The organism is Cupriavidus sp. 01T418 (assembly GCF_056398885.1).
Genome location: NZ_JBFTQG010000001.1, coordinates 68,306 through 87,565, shown reverse-complemented (window position 1 = coordinate 87,565; position 19,260 = coordinate 68,306). Strand labels below are relative to the sequence as shown.

At 65.3% G+C, this 19,260-nt stretch carries 17 protein-coding genes; 8 read left to right on the top strand and 9 right to left on the bottom strand.

Annotated elements, in window-relative coordinates:
* Positions 1 to 10 precede the first annotated feature (10 nt).
* The gene (locus AC1DQ3_RS00420) at positions 11 to 865 is read right to left on the bottom strand and encodes a helix-turn-helix transcriptional regulator (RefSeq protein WP_477118195.1); all 855 of its coding nucleotides are present in this window, start codon (positions 863 to 865) and stop codon (positions 11 to 13) included.
* 210 nt (positions 866 to 1,075) lie between these two features.
* Between AC1DQ3_RS00420 and AC1DQ3_RS00415 the strand changes: the two genes are divergently transcribed.
* Both AC1DQ3_RS00415 and AC1DQ3_RS00410 read left to right on the top strand, forming a co-directional pair.
* Positions 1,076 to 2,236, top strand: a complete 1,161-nt coding sequence (locus tag AC1DQ3_RS00415) for an alpha/beta hydrolase family protein (RefSeq protein WP_477118194.1) — start codon at positions 1,076 to 1,078, stop codon at positions 2,234 to 2,236.
* Positions 2,237 to 2,799: 563 nt separating this feature from the next.
* Positions 2,800 to 3,909, top strand: coding sequence for an extracellular catalytic domain type 1 short-chain-length polyhydroxyalkanoate depolymerase (locus AC1DQ3_RS00410; RefSeq protein ID WP_477118193.1), 1,110 nt, complete (start codon positions 2,800 to 2,802; stop codon positions 3,907 to 3,909).
* Here the strand turns inward: AC1DQ3_RS00410 and AC1DQ3_RS00405 are convergent.
* Positions 3,906 to 4,274: a 2Fe-2S iron-sulfur cluster-binding protein gene (locus tag AC1DQ3_RS00405; RefSeq protein WP_477118192.1), complete on the bottom strand. Its 369-nt coding sequence runs from the start codon at positions 4,272 to 4,274 to the stop codon at positions 3,906 to 3,908. The two genes, AC1DQ3_RS00410 and AC1DQ3_RS00405, sit on opposite strands and share 4 nt — an antisense overlap.
* Positions 4,271 to 4,882, bottom strand: coding sequence for an IMPACT family protein (locus AC1DQ3_RS00400; protein ID WP_477118487.1), 612 nt, complete (start codon positions 4,880 to 4,882; stop codon positions 4,271 to 4,273). The genes AC1DQ3_RS00405 and AC1DQ3_RS00400 overlap by 4 nt, the downstream gene beginning before the upstream one ends.
* A 287-nt stretch (positions 4,883 to 5,169) precedes the next feature.
* Between AC1DQ3_RS00400 and AC1DQ3_RS00395 the strand changes: the two genes are divergently transcribed.
* Positions 5,170 to 7,149 (top strand): PhoX family protein, encoded by a 1,980-nt coding sequence (locus AC1DQ3_RS00395; RefSeq protein ID WP_477118191.1) that lies wholly within the window; start codon positions 5,170 to 5,172, stop codon positions 7,147 to 7,149.
* A 145-nt stretch (positions 7,150 to 7,294) separates the two neighbouring features.
* The gene (locus tag AC1DQ3_RS00390; RefSeq protein WP_477118190.1) at positions 7,295 to 7,912 is read left to right on the top strand and encodes a DUF938 domain-containing protein; all 618 of its coding nucleotides are present in this window, start codon (positions 7,295 to 7,297) and stop codon (positions 7,910 to 7,912) included.
* 351 nt (positions 7,913 to 8,263) lie between these two features.
* On the opposite strand, the gene AC1DQ3_RS00385 is transcribed toward AC1DQ3_RS00390, so the two are convergent.
* The 6 genes from AC1DQ3_RS00385 to AC1DQ3_RS00360 form a co-directional block, all read right to left on the bottom strand.
* The gene (locus AC1DQ3_RS00385; protein WP_477118189.1) at positions 8,264 to 8,737 is read right to left on the bottom strand and encodes a fumarate hydratase; all 474 of its coding nucleotides are present in this window, start codon (positions 8,735 to 8,737) and stop codon (positions 8,264 to 8,266) included.
* 170 nt (positions 8,738 to 8,907) lie between these two features.
* Complete coding sequence (locus tag AC1DQ3_RS00380; protein ID WP_477118188.1) at positions 8,908 to 9,501, bottom strand: DUF1439 domain-containing protein; 594 nt, start codon at positions 9,499 to 9,501, stop codon at positions 8,908 to 8,910.
* Positions 9,502 to 9,602: 101 nt separating this feature from the next.
* Positions 9,603 to 9,806: a SlyX family protein gene (locus AC1DQ3_RS00375; RefSeq protein ID WP_477118187.1), complete on the bottom strand. Its 204-nt coding sequence runs from the start codon at positions 9,804 to 9,806 to the stop codon at positions 9,603 to 9,605.
* A gap of 522 nt (positions 9,807 to 10,328) precedes the next feature.
* Complete coding sequence (locus AC1DQ3_RS00370; RefSeq protein ID WP_477118186.1) at positions 10,329 to 10,979, bottom strand: HAD domain-containing protein; 651 nt, start codon at positions 10,977 to 10,979, stop codon at positions 10,329 to 10,331.
* Between the two features lie 189 nt (positions 10,980 to 11,168).
* A complete protein-coding gene (locus tag AC1DQ3_RS00365; protein ID WP_477118185.1) occupies positions 11,169 to 11,789 on the bottom strand; it encodes an N-acetyltransferase in 621 nt (206 codons plus the stop codon).
* Positions 11,790 to 12,123: 334 nt separating this feature from the next.
* Entirely contained in the window at positions 12,124 to 12,312 is a 189-nt protein-coding gene (locus AC1DQ3_RS00360; RefSeq protein ID WP_477118184.1) for a hypothetical protein, read from the bottom strand.
* Between the two features lie 232 nt (positions 12,313 to 12,544).
* On the opposite strand from AC1DQ3_RS00360, the gene AC1DQ3_RS00355 reads away from it, so the two are divergent.
* The 4 genes from AC1DQ3_RS00355 (at position 12,545) to AC1DQ3_RS00340 (ending at position 19,202) form a co-directional block, all read left to right on the top strand.
* Entirely contained in the window at positions 12,545 to 13,030 is a 486-nt protein-coding gene (locus AC1DQ3_RS00355; protein ID WP_477118183.1) for a GFA family protein, read from the top strand.
* Between the two features lie 473 nt (positions 13,031 to 13,503).
* On the top strand, positions 13,504 to 14,805 hold the full coding sequence (locus AC1DQ3_RS00350; protein ID WP_477118486.1) for a TolC family protein: 1,302 nt from the start codon (positions 13,504 to 13,506) through the stop codon (positions 14,803 to 14,805).
* A gap of 49 nt (positions 14,806 to 14,854) precedes the next feature.
* Entirely contained in the window at positions 14,855 to 16,066 is a 1,212-nt protein-coding gene (locus tag AC1DQ3_RS00345) for an efflux RND transporter periplasmic adaptor subunit (RefSeq protein WP_477118182.1), read from the top strand.
* A 13-nt stretch (positions 16,067 to 16,079) separates the two neighbouring features.
* Positions 16,080 to 19,202 carry an efflux RND transporter permease subunit gene (locus AC1DQ3_RS00340; protein ID WP_477118181.1) on the top strand — a complete coding sequence of 1,041 codons (3,123 nt, stop codon included), beginning with the start codon at positions 16,080 to 16,082 and terminating at the stop codon, positions 19,200 to 19,202.
* Positions 19,203 to 19,260 lie beyond the last annotated feature (58 nt).

Sequence of the window (19,260 nt, the reverse complement as noted above, 5' to 3'; positions counted from 1 at the left end):
TGGCGCGCATCTACTGCTCGGTGTGCGCGCCAGCAATGACGCCAGTACGACGAAATTCCGAAGGGCTGATTCCCAGATGCTGCACGAAGAAGCGCGTGAAGTGACTTTGCGCGCTGAAGCCAAGCTGGTGCGAAACTTCGCCGATGCTTGTCTGACGCTCGGTCAGCAATCGCGTGGCGAACCCCACGCGTACCCAATCGAGGTACTGTTGTGGGGAGATGCCCATACAAGTCTTGAACTGATCGAACAATCGGCTGCGTGACATTCCCACAGCATTCGCTACTGTTTCAACATTCGGGTTGTCCCAGGCATGGTTGCGAATGAACTCCGCGGCGCGTTTAATCCGATAGTCGAGCGGTTTTGACGTGGCCAGGACTTCTGTCATGGACCGAAGCCTGGCATAGCGCGCCGCAGTTGCCTTTACCACGTGCGCCACGGCATCCTCGCAGCCGCTCGACCCTTCGGTTGAGCCGTGCGCCAGGCAGCCGCCAAGCGCGGCGAGCGCCGTCACAATCTCGCCATCCACTCCTGCGGCAAGCGAATCGAAATGCAAACCAGTTGCGGCGTTCTCGATATCCAGAATCCCGCCAAGCCAATCGGGTTCAAGCAGCAGCGCCAGGAGCAGGGACCGTTCGGGTCCATGATCGAGCTTCGCGTGCGCGGACCACGGATTGATCAGCAGCGCGCAGTCATCGGAGACCGTGACCGTGCTGTCATCCACCTTGAAGACAGCGTCAGCGCCGCCCATCTTGAAGATCAAGTGAAACTCGGCATGCGCGTGTGCGACGAGGGGGCCCTCGATCAAATGAAGCGTGGCGCGTCCGAAATCTCCATGAACGATGCGAATGAGGCGGTCCTTGGCCATGAAAATCTCCTGAGCCCTCGCTGGTGTGCCTTCGCCTTCTTGGGACGATCCGGTAACCGGAGGGATGCTTTGGTTATGTTGATAAATCAATGCGAGTTTAAAGTCTAACCGTCGAAGGGATGCCTAGACAAGGCGGAATAGGAAATCTTTTAAACAGATCATTTATTACGGATTGTGCGGTATTGCAATACGTTAATTATTGGAGAAATCATGTTTCAGTATTTTCCAGGAAACTACATGTGGTCGCTTTCGGTGCTGCGCTGCATGGCGGGTGGCGGCATCTTTGGCGAAATAGATTGGGCTTGCCGCAATCTGCATGAGGCGTCGAAAGCTGGCGTTGCTGGCGATAGCGAGGCGTGGCACAAGGCGTGGAACACGCTGTCCGAGCAGGTGGAAGGCGTGGCATGCGATGCAGCGAGCAAGGGTCACGCGGTCACCGCGCGCGAGGCCTATTATCGCGCCGCGCAGTATTACCAATGGACGGAAGCATTCCTGGATCCGGACGATGCGCGTGCGCCAATTTCTTACGGCAAGCATCTCGACTGCTTCCGGGCTTTTGCCGAACTCAGCGATCCGAAAGTCGACATCATCGATATTCCCTTCGAAGGTTCGGGAATCACGGCCTACTTCGTCAAGGCTCAGAATGTCACTGGTCGGGCGCCGACTGTGCTGCTGCACGACGGCCTCGACGGAACCAAGGAGGAGATGTTCTATGTTGCGCGCGCGCTCGCCGCACGAGGCATCAATTGCCTTGGCTTCGATGGCCCGGGGCAGGGCGCCACGCTTCGCCTGAAGGGTCTGGTGGCGCGACATGACTCGGAAGTGGCGCTTGCCGTCGTGATCGACCATGTCTCGGGTAGAGATGATGTGGACCCGGACCGAATCGGTCTGATGGCGGCATCGATGGGCGGCTACTACGCGCCGCGTGCAGTGTGCTTCGAGAAGCGGATCAAGGCCTGTGTGGCGTGGGCCGCGATCTATGACTACTACGCTTGCTGGCAGCGTCGTGTCGGCTATGAAAAGGGCGTAGGCATCCAGCAACTCGACAGAGGCGCCGCACTTGGCACCACCGGCAAGCATTTTCTCCGGATCATGGGCGTCCAGGACTGGGATCAAGCTTTCGAAAAGCTCGAGAAATTCCGCCTGAAGGGTGTCGCCTCCAACATTACGTGCGACTTCCTGATTGTCCATGGCGAGCATGATCGGCAAACGCCACTCAACGAAGCGCAAGAACTTTTTGCGCAAGCCAGCTCCCGCCACAAGGAACTGCGCGTCTACACCGATGCCGAGGGTGGCGCCGCGCACGTCCAGCTTGACAGGCCGGAACCTGCCTTGAGCCTGATCTGCGACTGGTTTGTCGAGCGGCTCTAAACGCGTTAGGGGCGTTGGCGCAAGCCGACGTGCTGGAGCAGCATGTCGGCTTGCCCTTTGCGGGGGGGAGTATCGCCGGCCCCTCGAATGCCAATGCAAGGTCAGGTGTTCGAGGGGCCGAAGATACTCAGCGGATCCAGATCTTCTCATGAGACGCTTCAGATTATGCAAACGTTTGCAATAAGCGAATGATACCGCCAGATTCACAAGAGTGTTCTGGGGTTAGTACTAGTTGTACTAATTGCAATCGCGCATGTGGGATTGGCGCTGCCGGGCCGCCGCCCGGCTACACTTCTCGGCTTCGCTGACCAGCGTCTGCAAGAAAATCGCGAAGTGTTCTGACGGTTGACCAGAGGCGATACGACGCGCGAATCGATGTCGCCGGGCTGCTCAGGCGCAGGACATCGATTCGCGCGTGGTTTCGTCCGGCCCGCGGGAAAGCCTGACAGATCGTGCCGACGCACGGCATACTGGGTATTGCGCTGCAGCGAAGCGCAGCGCATCCAGCCCAGCCGTGCGCCCCTCGCGGCGCATTCCGTCCACCCGCGCGGGAGATGCCGCCAATGACACGTCGCAAGAGCAGTGGCAGCAAACTCTGGAGCACCCTTGGCCAGATCGCCACCCGCAACGTCCGGCGCGCGCAGCGCACGGTGACGAAGTCCGCGATCCGTTCGGCGATCAGGCAGGGCGAGGCCATGAGCAAGGCCACGCAACGCGTGTTGAGCGGCGTCGCGTCTCCCGTGCCGGCGCCGATCAGCCGGGGCGGCGGGCGCTGGGAAGAGGGGAGCTGGGGCCTTGGGCCGCTGGTGCAACGGCGCTACCGCTTGTTTATCCCGCCTGGGGTGAGCGCTTCGCGTCCCGCGCCCTTGCTGGTGTTGCTGCACGGTTGTGGCCAGGACGCCGCCAGCTTTGCCGCGTGCACCCGCGCCGCGGCGCTGGCGCGCAGCGCGGGCTGCGTGGTGTTGATGCCCGAGCAATCCTCGCACGCGAACGCGCAGCGGTGCTGGAACTGGTTCCGTTCCTCCGTGCGCGTGGCGGCCGAGGCCAGCCTGCTGATGGCCATCGTCGAGCACGTGTGCCAGCAGCGCCCGATCCGCCGCGATCGCGTGTTCGCGCTTGGCCTGTCGGCGGGCGGGGCCATGGCGCAGATACTGGGGTTGCGCTATCCGGATCGCTTCGCCGCGGTGGGGTCGCATTCCGGCGCGGTGCCGCTCAGTGCGTCCAATGCCGCGCAGGCAGCGCGCGTCATGCAGGGCAAGGGCCACCCCGACGTGGAGGCCGCGCGGCTGCATCTTGCGGGGCGCCGGCCGCCTCCGTTGCTGTTGCTGCACGGCGATGCCGATCACCTGGTGCACTTCGACAACGCGCTCGCTTCCGCCGCGTTGTGGCAGCAACTGTTGCCGCAAGCGCCCGTGCTGGCCGCGCCGCGCCGGGGGCAGCGCGGCCAGCGCCGGCCCTACAGCGTCCATGCATGGTCAAGCAATGGCGGGCCCCATATCCGGCTGGTGCGGATCGAAGGGCTCGGCCATGCGTGGAGCGGCGGCCCGTCCAGCCAGGCCTTCGCCGATCCGTCCGGCCCGGATGCGCTGCGCATCGCCTGGCAGTTCTTTACGCAATGCCTGGCAGCACGGACCATGCAGGCGCGAAGACGCAAGGTGGCGAGGGTGGCCTAGGCCTTGGAAAGGGCCGCCTGGCGCGCCAGCGGGGCTTCCAGCACCACGTCGCTCTCGGGGTACGCCACGCAAGGCAGGATGTAGCCCTCGTCGCGCTCGTCAAAGCTTACGCCCGGCCACTCGATGCGATAGGCAATCCGCCCGGCGGATAGCCGGCACAGGCAGGTGCGGCAGGTGCCGTTGCGGCAGGAACTCGGGAGTTGCACGCCGGCGAGCAGAGCGGCTTCCAGCAGTGTCTGCGTGGGCAAGGCGGGAAAGCTGCTGCCCAGCGGCTCGACACGCGCGGCAAAGGCGGGCGCGGGCGATGCGGTGGCATCCGCCGCGCCGCCGCACACGAGGTCGGGTGCGTGCGTGCCGCCGCTCATGGCCGCGCCTCGCCATCGTCCGCGCCGGGAAAGCGGGCGCGGCCATGCGTGGCGTCGCGCAGCGCGGCCCGCGCCTGGTCCAGCGCGCTGGCCGGCAGGCGGATTGTCAGCCGCGCCGCCGCGCCGTGCTCGCCATGCGCCAGCACGAGGCCCTCCTGCTCGATCCAGCGGCGCACGCGCGCCTCGTCCGCGTAGTCCACCTCGGCAACCAGTTCGGCATAGGCAATGCGCTCGATGTGCTGCGCATCCTTCAGGGCCGCGGCAATGGCATCCGTATAGGCTCGCACCAGCCCGCCCGCGCCCAGCTTGATGCCGCCGTAGTAGCGCACCACGGCCGCCAGCACGCCGTCCAGCTCATGGTGGCGCAACACCTCCAGCATGGGCCGGCCGGCGGTGCCCGAAGGCTCGCCATCGTCCGACATGCCGGACTGTCCGCCTGCCAGCAAGGCCCAGCAGACATGGGTGGCGGTCGCGTGCGCTTCACGCAGGCGCTGCAGTTCGGCCATGGCCGCGGCGCGGTCCTGCACGGGAATGGCGTAGCCGATGAAACGGCTTTTGCGGATTTCCAGTTCAACCTGGACGGGAGAAGCGAGGGTGTAGGTCGGCACGGGTGGAGCCGCATCGCGGCGGGCCATGGGCGGCGCCGGCGGGCGGGAGAGCTAAGGGATTCGGCTCCTGGCAGGGAGCGTGCGCCAGTGTACAACAGCGGCCCCGGCTACCAGGATCGTGCGGAAGGCATCATCGATGTCTGCAAAGACAGTCATTTTAAATAAGCTGTAACAAATCGTTCATAGGATACGAGTTGGCCTGAGCGCTGGGACGTGCCCCACAAACGTGCGGAAGGGCGGCGCAGCGCGTGCCGCCAATCACACACATAACCGAACAGGAAAGACGAATGCTCGACAAACCGGACGCATCCCGCCGCAGGGCGCTTAAACTCCTGGCCGGCGCCCCCATGTTGCCGCTGGGCCTTGGCGCTACCGCCTTCCTGGTCGGTTGCGGCGCAGCCAGCGACGCGGTCGCCGCGCCTGCTCCGCCGGCGGCACCCGACACGCCCGCTACCTTCACCACCGCCGAGTTTACCGGCATGCCGGCGCCCACGCTGGCCGACCCGGCCGCGATGGCGACCACCACGGTGGGTTCGAGCCTGACGGTATCGTTCAGCGACGGCAGCAGCCAGACCTACAAGCTGGCCTATCAACCCTTCTTCGTCACCGGCGACATGGTCCCGGACGGCAACGGCGGCAAGATCCTGGCGGGCGGCTACTTCGACATCAACAACCAGCCGATCATCGACAAGTCGGTACCCGGCAAGGAACGCCAGTTCTTCTCGGACTCGCCGGACGGCACCTCGCTGCTCAAGATCGACGGCGCCAAGGTGGCCGGCGTGAAGGGCAACACAGTGTTTGCCGTGGTCCAGTTCGAATACACCACGCGCGACCAGGCGCTGGCCGACACTTACGGCCGCCTGCCGTCGCCGATCGGCGTGCTCACGCTGGACCAGGACCCGGCCACCGGCAAGCTGAGCCTGGTCAAGTACCACAACGTCGATACGTCGCGCGTCAACGGCCTGTGGATTACCTGCGGCGCCAGCCTGTCGCCGTGGAATACCCACCTGTCCAGCGAAGAGTATGAGCCGGACGCCTTCACGGCGGGTACCAATGCCCATTTCAAGGCATTCAGCGCGGCCCTGCTCGGCACCACCAGCGTTCTGGCCAACCCGTACTTCTACGGCCACATGCCCGAAGTGACGGTCAACCCGGACGGCACCGCCTCCATCAGGAAGCACTATTGCATGGGCCGCATCTCGCACGAGCTGGTGCAGGTGATGCCGGACAACCGCACCGTGCTGATGGGCGATGATGCCACCAACAGCGGCCTGTTCATGTTCGTGGCCGACAAGGAGAAGGATCTGTCCGCCGGCACGCTGTACGTGGCCAAGGTGGGTACGGGTTTCTCGATCGACCCGGCCATGCCCGGTGCGGACCTGACCTGGGTCAGGCTGGGCCACGCCACCAGCGCCGAAATCGAGGCGATGGCCAAGTCCAACCTGCCGACCGACATCATGGATGTCCGCACGACCGATCCCCTCGATCCCGGCTTCGCGCCGGTCATCGTCGGTGGCGTGAACAACTGGATCAAGGTCATGCCGGGCAAGGAGAAGGCCGCGGCCTTCCTGGAAACCCACCGCTACGCCTACCTGAAGGGCGGCAGCATGGGCTTCACCAAGATGGAAGGCACCACGGTCAATATCAAGGACAAGGTCGCCTACTCCGCGCTGCAGAACATCCAGGACTCGATGGTCCCGGGCGGCAAGGGCTGGAATGCGCAAAGCGGCATCTCGGTGCCCACGCTCAAGGCTGGCGGTGTGATGCAGCACAACCTCGCCGGCGGCCAGCACGACCTGGATGGCGCCGCGATCCACAGCGAATGGGTTCCGGTGCACACCAAGGCGCTGATCGTCGGCAAGGACATCGCCGCCGACTCGCTGGGCAACACCGGCGATCCTGCATGGATCGCCAACCCCGACAACCTCAAGTTCTCGGAAAAGCTGCGCACCCTGTTCATCGGCGAGGACAGCGGCCAGCACGTCAACAACTTCCTGTGGGCCTACAACGTCGACACCAGGAAGCTGTCGCGCGTGATGTCGGTGCCGGCGGGTGGCGAATCGACCGGCCTGCATGCGGTCGACGAGCTCAACGGCTGGACCTACATCATGAGCAACTTCCAGCACGCCGGCGACTGGAACGGCCTGCATGCCAAAGTGCAGGCCACGCTGGATCCGCTGGTCCGTGCGAACTACAAGGACCGCTTTGGCGCGGCGGTCGGGTACCTGACTGCGGATACCACCAGTGTGAAGATGAGCAAGGCCTGAGTACGGCCAGAGGCCATGAGGCGGCGCGCACGGCGGCAGAGTCGAGTCGGGCGCGGGCATGCCTGCTACGCTTGCGGTAACGCGCGGCCGCCCAGCGCTGATGCGCCGGTGCGGCCCGGACCCCAACCTCAGCAGGAGAAACAGCATGTCGAACCAAGACGGCCAACACGACGCGCGCCGGATCGCGCCGGCCACCGAACGCAATCGCGATGCCATCCTGGCCGTGCTGCGCCGGGTCTTGCCGCAAAGCGGCCTGGTGCTCGAAGTCGCCAGCGGCACCGGCCAGCACGCGGCGTATTTTTCCGCCGCGTTGCCGGGGCTGACCTGGCAACCCAGCGATCCCGATGTCGCCGCGTGCGCGTCGATCGAAAGCTGGGCCGCGCATGCCGGCTTGGCCAATGTGCGCTCGCCGCTGGTGCTGGACGTGCGCCAGCAGCCCTGGGGCATCGAGGCGGCGCAGGCCGTGGTCTGCATCAACATGATCCACATCGCGCCGTGGACGGCGGCCCAGGCGCTGTTCGCCGGTGCCGGCCGCTTGCTGCCTGCGGGCGGCGTGCTCTACCTGTACGGCCCTTACCGGCGCAACGGCAAACATACCGCGCCGAGCAATGCCGCGTTCGATGCGCAGCTGCGCAATGCCGACCCGGAATGGGGCGTGCGCAATATGGAAGACGTGGCGGCGCTGGGCGAAGCCGAGGGATTTCGCATGGACGAGCCAATCCCGATGCCGGCCAATAATTTCAGCCTGGTATTTCGTAAATAGGAAATTTCCGGCCGAATGCCGGCGGATGGCAACCTGAATTGCCGGGCTGGATTCCCGCTGGCGTCTGGCGTCCGGAATCACGGAAAGGGCGCTTGCCTTTTTGCCTGGGCGTGCGCTTGAGCGTTGGCTGAAGACCTGGGGGGATGGGACGGCGAAGATTCGCGTAATCGTGCCGGGTTGGCTTATCGGACGAGACGGCTTGAAAGGCCGGGAGTTTCGCTGGAAATGTCCGGCTGGCCCTGCCGGGCGCCAGCCGGTTCGCACAAGCGTGGTGCGCGAAAGGGGACCGAAGCATGGCGCGGATCGCCGCGCGCATGTCCGGGCCGCCTGCCGCGCTGGCCCTCGCGCGATTTACTTCGCGGCGACAGGCGCTTCTGCCTCGACCTTGGCGGCCACGGCCTTCTTCGGTGCCGCCGGCTTCTTGGCGGCGCTCTTCACGACGGCCTTGCGCGGAGCCTTCGGTGCTGCCTTGGGAGCGGCTGCCGGCTTGGCTGCAGCCTTCTTTGCCACGGCGGCCTTCACCACCGGCTTGCGGGCGGCGGGCTTTGCCTTTGCCTTTGCCTTTTGTGCAGCCAGCTTTTCCTTGGCGGCTTGCCTTTCTGCCAGCACGGCCTTCTTGGCAGCTTCGGCAGCGACCTTGATTTCCTTCTTGGCGGCTTCGATCGCCTTCTTCGCGTCAGCGCGCAGCTTCAGCAGACCCTTCTTTGCAGCGGCCAGTTCACGAGCCAGCACGCTGGCCTTCTTTGCCGGTACTGCTGCCTTCTTGGCGGCTGCCGGCTTGGTCTTTGCTGCGCTGGTTTGTGCGACTTTCTTGGCTACGGCCATTGTATTTACCCGTTAGTTGTAGGAGCGCGGAGTATAACCGGTCGCGCGGCGTTAATCGCGCGCCGCGAAGTTAATCGATGTGGATGCTGGCTGGAAGCGTGCGCGGATACAACATTCCGCGCGAGGCAATGGCGCGGGTATTCGATGCGAATATGCAATACGTATTGCGTTTAACGCGTATTGACCTGGACCTTGATGCCATCGGGCAACACGGTAATGGCGCCCGGCTCCACATCTTTGCCGGCGATGCGCAATTGCTCCGGCGTGAAGGTGTAAAGCGGGTAATCGCGCAGCAACTGCTGCGCCACCACGGCGCCGATCGCGTTCAGTTGCTCGCCATATTGCGCCGGCATGCCGCTCACCTCGACCCGTTCGACGGAAGGATTGTGGAGCAGCACGGCGCGCTTTGCCGGATCGTATTTGAGTGCGCTGCTGAGCGAAAGCGTGCCGTTGATCGGTGGCGCCGGCAGCAAGGTATTGCCAAGTTGCGCGTCCATCTCGGTGGTCACGCGATTACTGGCGCCGTCGAATACCAGGCGCGGATGCGTGAGCTGCACGTCGATGACCTGGCCATAGCGCAACGTCGCGGGAAAGCGCTTTTCCACGGCAGCCTGCAGTTCCTCGCGGGAGAATGTGTATTCGCCGGTCCAGACGTTATAGCCGGCCCAGGCGCTGGCGGCGCCGAGCATGGCGATGATGGCGAGGGCCTTCAGGATCATGGCGCTGCTGGCCCGTGCGGGCAGGCGCCGGGGGCGGCGTGGCATTGTCGGCATGCTGCGGTGCATCCAGGTTGGCGTCTTGCGCGTTATCCGGTCTGACCGCGGTGGTGATGACTTTGTTCAATCGAGGCGGATGATGCGCATTCTCAATAATGCGGTGGGATTTCATGCTGCGGCCCGCCTTCGGCGCCGCCGGCGCCGCTGGAACGCATCTGCTGGTAGAGCGCCTGCAACTGCTCTTGCAGCAGGTCGAGCTGGCGCTGTTGCCGTGCCACGGCGAGGTTCAGGCTGTCGAGTAGGTCGTCCTGGAAGGCAACTTTGATTTCGAGTTCGGTCAGGCGGGAATCCATGGTTTGTTCTCCTGGGGGGCGGGGAATTGTAAGGCTTTATGGTTGGGGGATTCCTTGCCGGCCTTTGGGGGAGTGGTGGCCAGGACAATTGGTGTTTGGGGTTGCTGGGCTATTTTATGATCGGCGTTGGGTGAAATAAGCAATGCCGCCCAATTGATACCAACACCCCTGGCGAACGCCAACTACTCCATCGGCAACCTGGCCAACCTCCCCACCGTGGCCAGCGCCGCGTCCGTCCTCTCATTAAATTCATGCCCGCAATTAATCCGCAGGCAATGCCGAAATCCCCCATGCACAGAAAAATCGGCCCAGGCGCAATACCGATCCCCTGTGAAAGCACGTATCGATGCAAGGCAAGGATGTCGGTCCCCAGGGGCGTGACGGAGAGGGTAGCGATCGTGCTTCAATTGGTGCTGGTATTCAGCGAACGGGCGCGCGCCCGCTAGCGTTCGATAGCGGGAAACGAGACCGGCCCCGGGCGCGAGGCGCGCGGGGCCGGCCGAGATGCAGCAGGGCGGCGTGTCAGGCGTGCGCCAGCGCTGTCTCCGGGCGCCGCGTCGGCAGGACCAGCTCGGGCACGGACTGGGACAGCGGCGCGGCCACGGTACCCACCTCGAAACGCGCGGGCGCTTCGCGGGCCAGGCGGCGCAGCCGCTGCAGCCTGGCTTCGAGGCCGGCGTCGTGCTGGGTATCGAGGCACAGGGCGGATGGGCATGCCACGCCCAGCATGTCGAGCGCCTGCCTGAAGTTGGCCGGCGTCAGGCCCTCGCTCGGGTTCACGGTGACCGTGTGCGGGCGCAGGTGCGCGTATCGCTCGTCCTGCAGCGACGCGGTGTCGCAGGTCAGGATGGCGAAGGCTTGCGGTGCCGGGCGGTGCGCAAAGTAGGCCGCGATGCGCGCGGCGTGGCCGCCGGGCACGTCGGGGGTCATGCCTTCGACCTGCAGGTCGAGCTGCTGCAGGATGGCGGCCGCAACGCCACGGCGCCACGCCTCGGAGACCACTACGCGGGCACCGGCAAGGCCGAACAGCCGCCGCACGAAGCCCAGGGCAACGGGATCGAAGAAGCGGACGTCGCGCAGGGTGCCGGTGTCGGGAATTCCGCCCAGCCGAGCCTCGGAGCGGCCCGAATAGAGGACACCGGGGACGTCGAGCATGATGAGGCGTTCAGACATGATTTCCTTTGGTTGAAGCGCCTGGTTGGCACGTTTGAAGATTACGACGCAACCACGGAAATCTGGAGAGGCACGCTGTAGCTAAGTTGCAACATATCTGTAACTTGAGATGCGGCTTGGTAAAAATCAGCGATTCGCCCGGCCGAGTTGTTTCGGCGGGAAACAACCTGGCGGCGCCGGTGCCCCCTGCTACAGCATGCCGGTGACCGCGGACAGCCGCTCCACGCTCCAGCCCTTGCCCAGCAGGATCATGCGCGTGTGCAGGTCGTCGTGCACCTGGCTGCCGACCTCGCACCCGAGATAGCTCAGGGTCTTGCAGCGCAAATCCACATAGCCCAGTTCATAGTGCCGCGACAGCGAGTGCCACAGCGCGTTGGCGCCGGCCGACTGCCGCGCGCCGGTCATCAGGCAGAGGCCCGCGTCAAGCCCCCACCGATAGATCGCCGTGGCCAGCCCGCGCCGCTGGTAGGCTGTCTCGTACTTGGAGTGCGGCGCGCGCAGGTAGTGGTCGGCGCGGCGGCCCACCTCGACCAGGCGGTTGAAGACGGTATAGCCGGCCAGCCGCTTGCGTGCGATGTCCTCCACGTAAACGTAGTACTCGCCGTCGGCCTCGCGATAGCGGATCACCAGTTCGGGCGAGTCCGTGGCGAGCGCGGGGATACCGTGGAGGCGATCGCCCGGCCGGTGGAGGCGGCCGTAGATGGTGCCGAACTCCTGGTCGAGTTCGGCGGGACGGTGGCTGACATCGACGCGCAGTTCCAGTTTGCGTGCGAGCCACGGAAGGGGCATGACAGGAGCCATGATGGCCATGGCAATCTCCTCGCTGGCATGCGCCCCAAACGGATAGCGTCGGGGCGCATGGGGTTCATGGCCGGATCGGGCGGTGCGGTGGTTACGCCGGCATGTGCTGGAAGCCCCGGGCCAGGGCAAATATCACGACCATGAAGAAAGACAGGATCAGCAAGACTTTGTAGAACATCGATTTCCCTCCGGGGAGGTAGACGGCGACGCCGCCGCCGATCGCACAAAGGGTCCACAAAGGGTCTTGTGACAGATCAAGGACGAAGACATCGGCTCTCTCCCGGGTTGCACGTTGGACAGGGGGCGCGATAACGCCCACAGGCAAAGTGCCGTGCGGGGAAAGTCAGGAGCTGGCTGGCGAGCCCTGGTTTCCCCGCACGGCCAGGAGAAGCACGGCGGCGAAACCATGGAAGTTGGCCGCGGCCGTTGTGGCGCGGCGCGAGCGCACGCCGCCCCGTGCCGCGCACGCACGCACTGCCGCGGCATGCATGGCATGCCGGCGGATTGCGTTGAGATGCGGGACGAGGAGCATGTGGTCTCGAATGAAGGGCAGGAGATCCTGAAAAGAGCGCTGCGCGTTCGCAGGCAGCGACCTCCCTTATGCCAGATCGGGTAGGGCTTGTCCAGCCGGCCAGCCGGCTTGTGCATGGGTGTGATGCGGATGCGGATGCGTCGGAGGCCGGGTCCGATGATTCCGGCCAGTGGGGAGAAAACCCCTGGCATGACGCCTAGAATGAATGCTCGCCGAACGCACGGGAGATTCCATGCATCTCGAAGGTTCCTGTCATTGCGGCGCGGTCAGCTTCAGCCTGGAGTCGGACTCGCCCTATCCGTTCATGCACTGCCACTGCTCGATCTGCCGCAAGACGGCGGGCAGCGGTGGCTATGCCATCAACCTGGGCGGCGAAGCGGCCACCCTGAAGGTTCGCGGCAAGAAGCATATCGGTGTCTATCACGCCGTGATGCGCGAACCGGGCCAGCGCGCGCGGCGCTCGAAGGCCGGGCGGCATTTCTGCCTGCAATGCGGCAGCGCGCTGTGGCTGTGGGATCCACGCTGGCCTGAGCTGGTGCATCCGCATGCGTCGGCGATCGATACGCCCCTGCCCAAGCCGCCGGAGGTAGTGGAAGCCGCGCTGGACTATGCCGCGCCCTGGGTGGATGTGCCCAAGGGGCGGGGCCACGTGCATTGCGGCACATGGCCGTGCGAGTCGCTGGCGGAGTGGCACCGGCGCAAGGGCTTGCAAGCCTAGGCCGGCACGCGGTTGTCGGCCGCGTACCAGTATGATCCCCGCCGCTGAAGAACCTGGAGAATGCGCCGCCCACACATGCCGAGCGCCGGGATCCAGGGCCACGACCGGCGGACATGGAGCGCCAGGCCGATCATGAAAGCGGCAAGTATGCGGCGCAGGCGCACGCCATCAGGTCAGGGTTTTCCCTTGGAAATGCCCTGGCCAAGGGATTTCGCCAGATTTAGTAGCGGCGGTGAAAGGCATTTGTAATGCGATTCGGTTTGAATGCGCACGAGAGATCGTGCCGCTGCCGGAAATCAGCAAGAACACGCCAGGTTCCACGGAGATACGTGAATATTCACTGTCTCGGTGCACCAATCGGCAGGCACGGTCGTTTACCGCACACTTAAGTCGAACCGAGCCAGTTGATCGTGTCTTTTTCCATTCCTCGTTACCTGCTGTTGAGCCTGCTCGGCGCTGTTGCCGGCGCTGCCATGGCCGGCTCGAATGCGCCGCAAAGTGCACCTTTGCCGATGGACGGTCCCTGCGTGGCGCCACCGTCCAAGGCTACCCTGACGCTTGCCCAGGTGCGCCTGGATGCCATGCGCTGCAATCGTGACATCATCGCCGCCCGGCGCAACGAGGAGGCCAGCCAGGCCGATATCCAGACTGCCTCGCAGCGGCCCAACCCGGTGCTCAGCCTGGGCGTCGCCAATATCAATCCCCATCTCGGCGTCGGCGCGGGCAGCGCGCGCAGCAAGACGGTGGATTCCACCGTGCGCGTGGACCAGACCATCGAGACGGCCAACAAGGGCGGCTTGCGCGTGGATACCGCGCGCGCCAACAGCCGCGCCGCGGGCGAAACGCTGGAGGCCGTGATTACCCAGCAATCCAGCGCTGTCGACCAGGCATTCTATGAAGCCCTGGTGAGCCAGGAGCGGGTTGCGGTGCTCACCGAGACGCTGGCCCTCTATGGGCGGACCCAGCAAGCCAACGAGTCGCGGCTCAAGGCAGGCGACGTCTCGCGCGCCGACGTGAGCAAGCTGCAGCTGGATGTGCTGCGTGCGCAGACCGACATGCGCAGTGCCATGGCCGACCATGCCCGCGACAAGGCAGCGCTGGCGCAGGCCGTCGGCGTGCCCGGCACGCTTGCCGACAACCGCCTGATGTCCGACTGGCCCGCCCTCGACGTACCGGTGCCCGAGCCCGACGCCGATACCGTGCAGCGCCGCCCCGACGTGGCCGCGGCCGAGGCCCGCCTGGCCGCCGCCGCCAGCGCGCGCGACCTGGCCCGTGCCGGCCGCGTGCCCGACGTCACCGTCGGCGCGCAGGCCGAGCACTACCCCGTCTCGCCGGGCAACCAGACTGGCAGCGGCAACAGCTTCGGCGTGTTCGTATCGATCCCGCTTTATGTGCGCCACAGCTTTGGCGGCGAAGCGCGCCGCGCCGAGGTGGACTACTACGCCGCGCTGGACGACCGCAACCGCGTGTTGCTCGAAGCGCAAAACGAGCTCGAGCGCTCGCGCACCCAGCTTGAAGCCGCTCGCCTGTCGCTCAAGCAGATGAAGGACGGCGTGATCCCGACCGCCGAGAGCGTTGCCGGCAGTGCCGAGTTCGCCTACGCCAAGGGCGCCAGCAGCGTGCTGGACCTGCTCGATGCGCGCCGGGCGCTGCGCCAGGTACGCCTGGACGCAGTCACCGCGCAAGGCGAATTCGCCAAATCCCTGGCCGCTTACCGCGCCGCCCTGCAGTCTTCTCCCAATTCCCAGGTTCGTACCGATGTGCCGCGTCCTTAATCCCGTGTCTGCTCCGATGTCCGCTTCGATGACTGCTACGCCTGCTCCGATGTCCCCCGTCCGTACCGCGGTCCGCCAAGGCGTTGCCGCGCGGCTGGCCGCGCTCTCGCTGGCCGCCCTGGCGCTGGCCGCCTGCGGCAAGCAGGAAGCCGCGCCCCCCAGCGACGAGCCCAAGGTCAGCGGCAATACGATTGAATTCCCGGCCACGGTCAGGACGTTGCCCGGCATTTCGGGCCAGGCCGTCAAGAGCGGCGGCGAGCGCATGCTCAGCCTGCCGGGCCGCCTGGTGTGGAACGAAGACCGCACCGTGCGCGTCTCCACGCCGTTTGCAGGCCGCGTGACCGAGGTGCTGGTGCAGCCGGGCACGAACGTGAAGGCAGGCCAGTCGCTGGCCACGCTGACCTCGACCGATTTCGGCGTGGCCCAGGCCGACGCCCGCAAGGCCGCGGCCGATGCCGCCTACTCCGGCAAGGCGCTGGCGCGTCAGCGCGAGTTGTACGGTGCCGGCATCGTGGCGCAAAAGGAGCTGGAGCAGACCCAGGCCGAGGCCGCCCGCGCCAACGCCGACCTGCAGCGCACCCAGGCCGCGCTGCGCCAGTACGGCGCCGCCGCACAGGGGGAGGGCGCGGTCAACCGCTTTGCCTTGCGCACGCCGATCGACGGCCTGGTGGTGGAACGCAATATCAATGTCGGCCTGGAGCTGCGCCCCGACCAGCCGCCCACCGCGCCGCTGTTCCTGGTGACCGATCCCAGCGAGCTGTGGGCGCAGGTGGATGCCACCGAGGCCGATCTCGCCCTGTTCAAGCCCGGCGTGTCCGTGCAACTGGTGTCCAGCGCCTATCCCGGCGAGACCTTCCCCGGCAAGGTGGTCAAAGTGTCCGACTACGTCGATCCGGCTGCGCGCAGCATCAAGGTGCGCCTGTCCGTGCCCAACCAGGACCGCCGCCTGAAGGCCGAGATGTTCGTCACCGCCAAGCTGCAGGCGGCCTCCTTCCAGGGCATCAGCGTGCCGTCCAAGGCGGTGTTCCTGGCGGACAACCGCAGCTACGTGTTCGTGCGCACGGCGCAGAACCGCTTCGAGCGCCGCCAGATCAAGCTGGGCGTGTCGATGCCCGGCATCACCGAAGTGCTCGAAGGCCTCAAGGATGGCGACATGGTGGTGACAGAAGGCAACCTGTACCTGCAGGACATCCTGCGCGATGCCACCGCGGTCAACGCGGCCCGCGCCAGCGAAGCCAGCAGCGCCAGCGCGAAGCAGTGAGGAAGACCGCCACATGATTTCGCGTATTGTCCATTTCGCGCTGCACCAGAAGCTGTTCGTCTGGCTCGGCCTCGCCATCTTCATCGCCGGAGGCCTCGCGGCCTTCAAGAACCTGCCGATCGAAGCCTTCCCGGATGTCTCCGACATCCAGGTCAACGTCATCACGCTGTACCCGGGCCGCGCCGCCGAGGAAGTCGAGCGCCAGGTCACGATTCCCATCGAGACCGCGCTGGCCGGCACGCCGAATTCCGTGCGGGTGTTCTCGCATACCCAGTTCGGCCTGTCCTTCCTGATGGTCACCTTCAACGACAAGGCCACCGACGTGGTGGCCCGCCAGCAGGTGATCGAGCGCCTGCGCGGGGTCGACCTGCCCGACGGCGTGCAGCCGGGGCTGGCGCCGCTGTCCACCGCCATCGGCGAGATCTTCCGCTTTCGCCTGACCGGCAAGGGTTACACCGCGCAGGAACTGCGCACGCTGCAGGACTGGGTGGTCGAGAAGAACCTGCGCCAGGTCCCCGGCGTGGCGGACCTGGTCACCATCGGCGGCACCATCAAGCAGTACGAGGTGAACCCCAACCTGGCGAAGATGCGCGACGCCAAGATCTCGCTGTCGCAGCTTTTCACCGCCTTGCAGCGCGCCAACTCCAATGCCGGCGGCGGTGCCGTCGCGCATGGGCGGCAGCAATACCTGCTGCGTTCGCTGGGCAGCTTCTACACGTCGGCCGATATCGCCAACGTGGTGGTCTCGGAAGTCAACGGCACGCCGATCCTGGTCAAGGATATCGCCGAGGTGCGGGTCGGCTCCGCGCCGCCCCAGGGCCTGATGGGCCAGGACGACGAGGACGATATCGTCTCGGGCATCGTGGTGATGCGCAAGGGCGAGAACCCTTCGCTGGTGCTCGACGCACTCAAGAAGAAGATCGACCTGCTGGACAGCACGATCCTGCCCAAGGGCGTGAAGATCGTGCCCTACTATGACCGCTCCTCGCTGATCGACAAGACGCTGCATACGGTGTTCGGCAACCTGGTCGAGGGCGCGCTGCTGGTGATGGCGGTGCTGTATCTGTTCCTGGCCAATGTGCGTGCCGCGGCCATCGTGGCGATCGTGATCCCGCTGGCGCTGCTGTCCACCTTCATCGGCCTGACGTGGGTGGGCATTCCCGCCAACCTGCTGTCGCTCGGCGCGATGGACTTCGGTATCATCGTCGATGGCGCGGTGATCGTGGTGGAGAACATCTTCAAGCGGCTGGGCGAGTTGAAAGAAGCCCAGATCAAGGACAGCCGCGCGCGCATGCACGCCATCCTGCAGGCCACCACCGAAGTGGGCCGCCCGACCGTGTTCTCGATGATCATCATCATCGCCGCGCACATCCCCATCTTTACGCTGCAGCGCCACGAGGGCAAGATCTTCGCGCCCATGGCGTATACCGTCACCGGAGCGCTGGTCGGCTCGCTGATCATCTCCCTGACGCTGGTGCCGCTGCTGTGCCACCTGCTGCTCACCAAGAACATCGCCCACGAAGACAACTTCATGGTGCGCCATAGCAAACGCATCTACGAGCCGATGCTGGCCTGGGCGCTGGACCACAAGCGCACCGTGGTGGGCATTGCCGTGGGCCTGCTGGTGGCGACGGTTGGCGTGGGCAAGTTCCTCGGCAGCGAGTTCCTGCCCGAGCTGGACGAGGGCTCGATGTGGGTCAGCTTCGACCTGCCTGCCTCGGTATCCATCGACGAAGCGCGCGACCAGGCCCGCCGCCTGCGCACCGTGATTCGCCAGACGCCGGAGGTCAACACCACCATCTCCAAGGTGGGCCGTCCCGACGACGGTACCGACCCCAAGCTGATCAATACCGTGGAAATCCTGGTCGACCTGAAGAACGACAAGCAGTGGCGCGCGGGTTACGACAAGCGCAAGATCATCAACGAGATCAATCACAACCTGCGCCTGCTCCCCGGCATCGAGCCAAACTTCTCGCAGCCGGTGCGCGACAACATCCTCGAGAGCATCTCCCAGATCAAGGGCCAGATCGTGATCAAGGTGCAGAGCGACAGCCTGCAGCAGAACAAGCGCGTGGCCGACCAGATCCTCGCCAACGTGCAGTCCGTGCAGGGCGTGATGCGCGCCTTTATCGACCGCGATGGCGAGCTGCCGCAGTACGTGCTCGACTTCGACCGCGCCCAGGCCGCCCGCTACGGCATCAACGTGGCCGACGTGCAGGATCTGATGGAAACCGCGCTGGCCGGCAAGGCAGCCACCGAGCTGTGGGAGGGCGAGAAGCACTTCAGCGTGGCGGTGCGCCTGAAGCCGAACGAGCGTGAGTTGCCCAACCTGCCGAATATCTTCATGCAGACCGCCGACGGCGCGCAGGTGCCGCTGTCGCAGCTGGTGCACTTCCGCGCCGCCTCCGGCGCGATGAACATCAGCCGCGAAAACGGCCAGCGCACCACCTCGATCGGCATCTTCATCCACGACCGCGACATGGGCAGCGTGGTCAAGGACATGCAGGCGCTGGTGGCCAAGAACGTCAAGGCCGACGACGTCAAGATCAGCTGGTCCGGCGAGTTCGAGAACCAGGAGCGTGCCATGGCGCGCCTGTCGATCGTGGTGCCGCTGTCGGTGCTGGTGATCTTCCTGCTGCTGTTCAACGCCTTCAAGTCGTTCAAGAGCGCCACCCTGATCATCTCGAACATCCCGTTCGCGCTGATCGGCGGCGTGTTCGCGCTATTCCTCACCGGCATTCCGCTGTCCGTGTCGGCGGCGATCGGCTTTATCGCGCTGTTCGGGCAGGCCGTGCTCAATGGCGTGGTGATGGTGACCTACTTCAATCAGCTGCGCGAAGAAGGCATGCCGGTGCGCCAGGCCGTGCTGACCGGCTCGATGGACCGCCTGCGCACGGTGCTGATGACCGCGCTGCTGGCCATGCTGGGCTTGTTCCCCATGGCCATCTCGCGCGCGATCGGCTCGGAAACCCAGCGCCCGCTCGCCATCGTCATCATCGGCGGGCTGATCACCGCCACCATGCTGACGCTGATCGTGCTGCCCACGCTGTATGAGTGGATGGTGGGGCGGACCTGGCCGGATGAAGAAAACGGCAATGGCGAGCAGAGCCGCCTGTCGGATTCGCTGCCGTCGTGAGCGGTTTTTCGACTACCGGCAAAGCCTGAGTTTGCTTGGCCGCTGGTTTGCCGCTGGT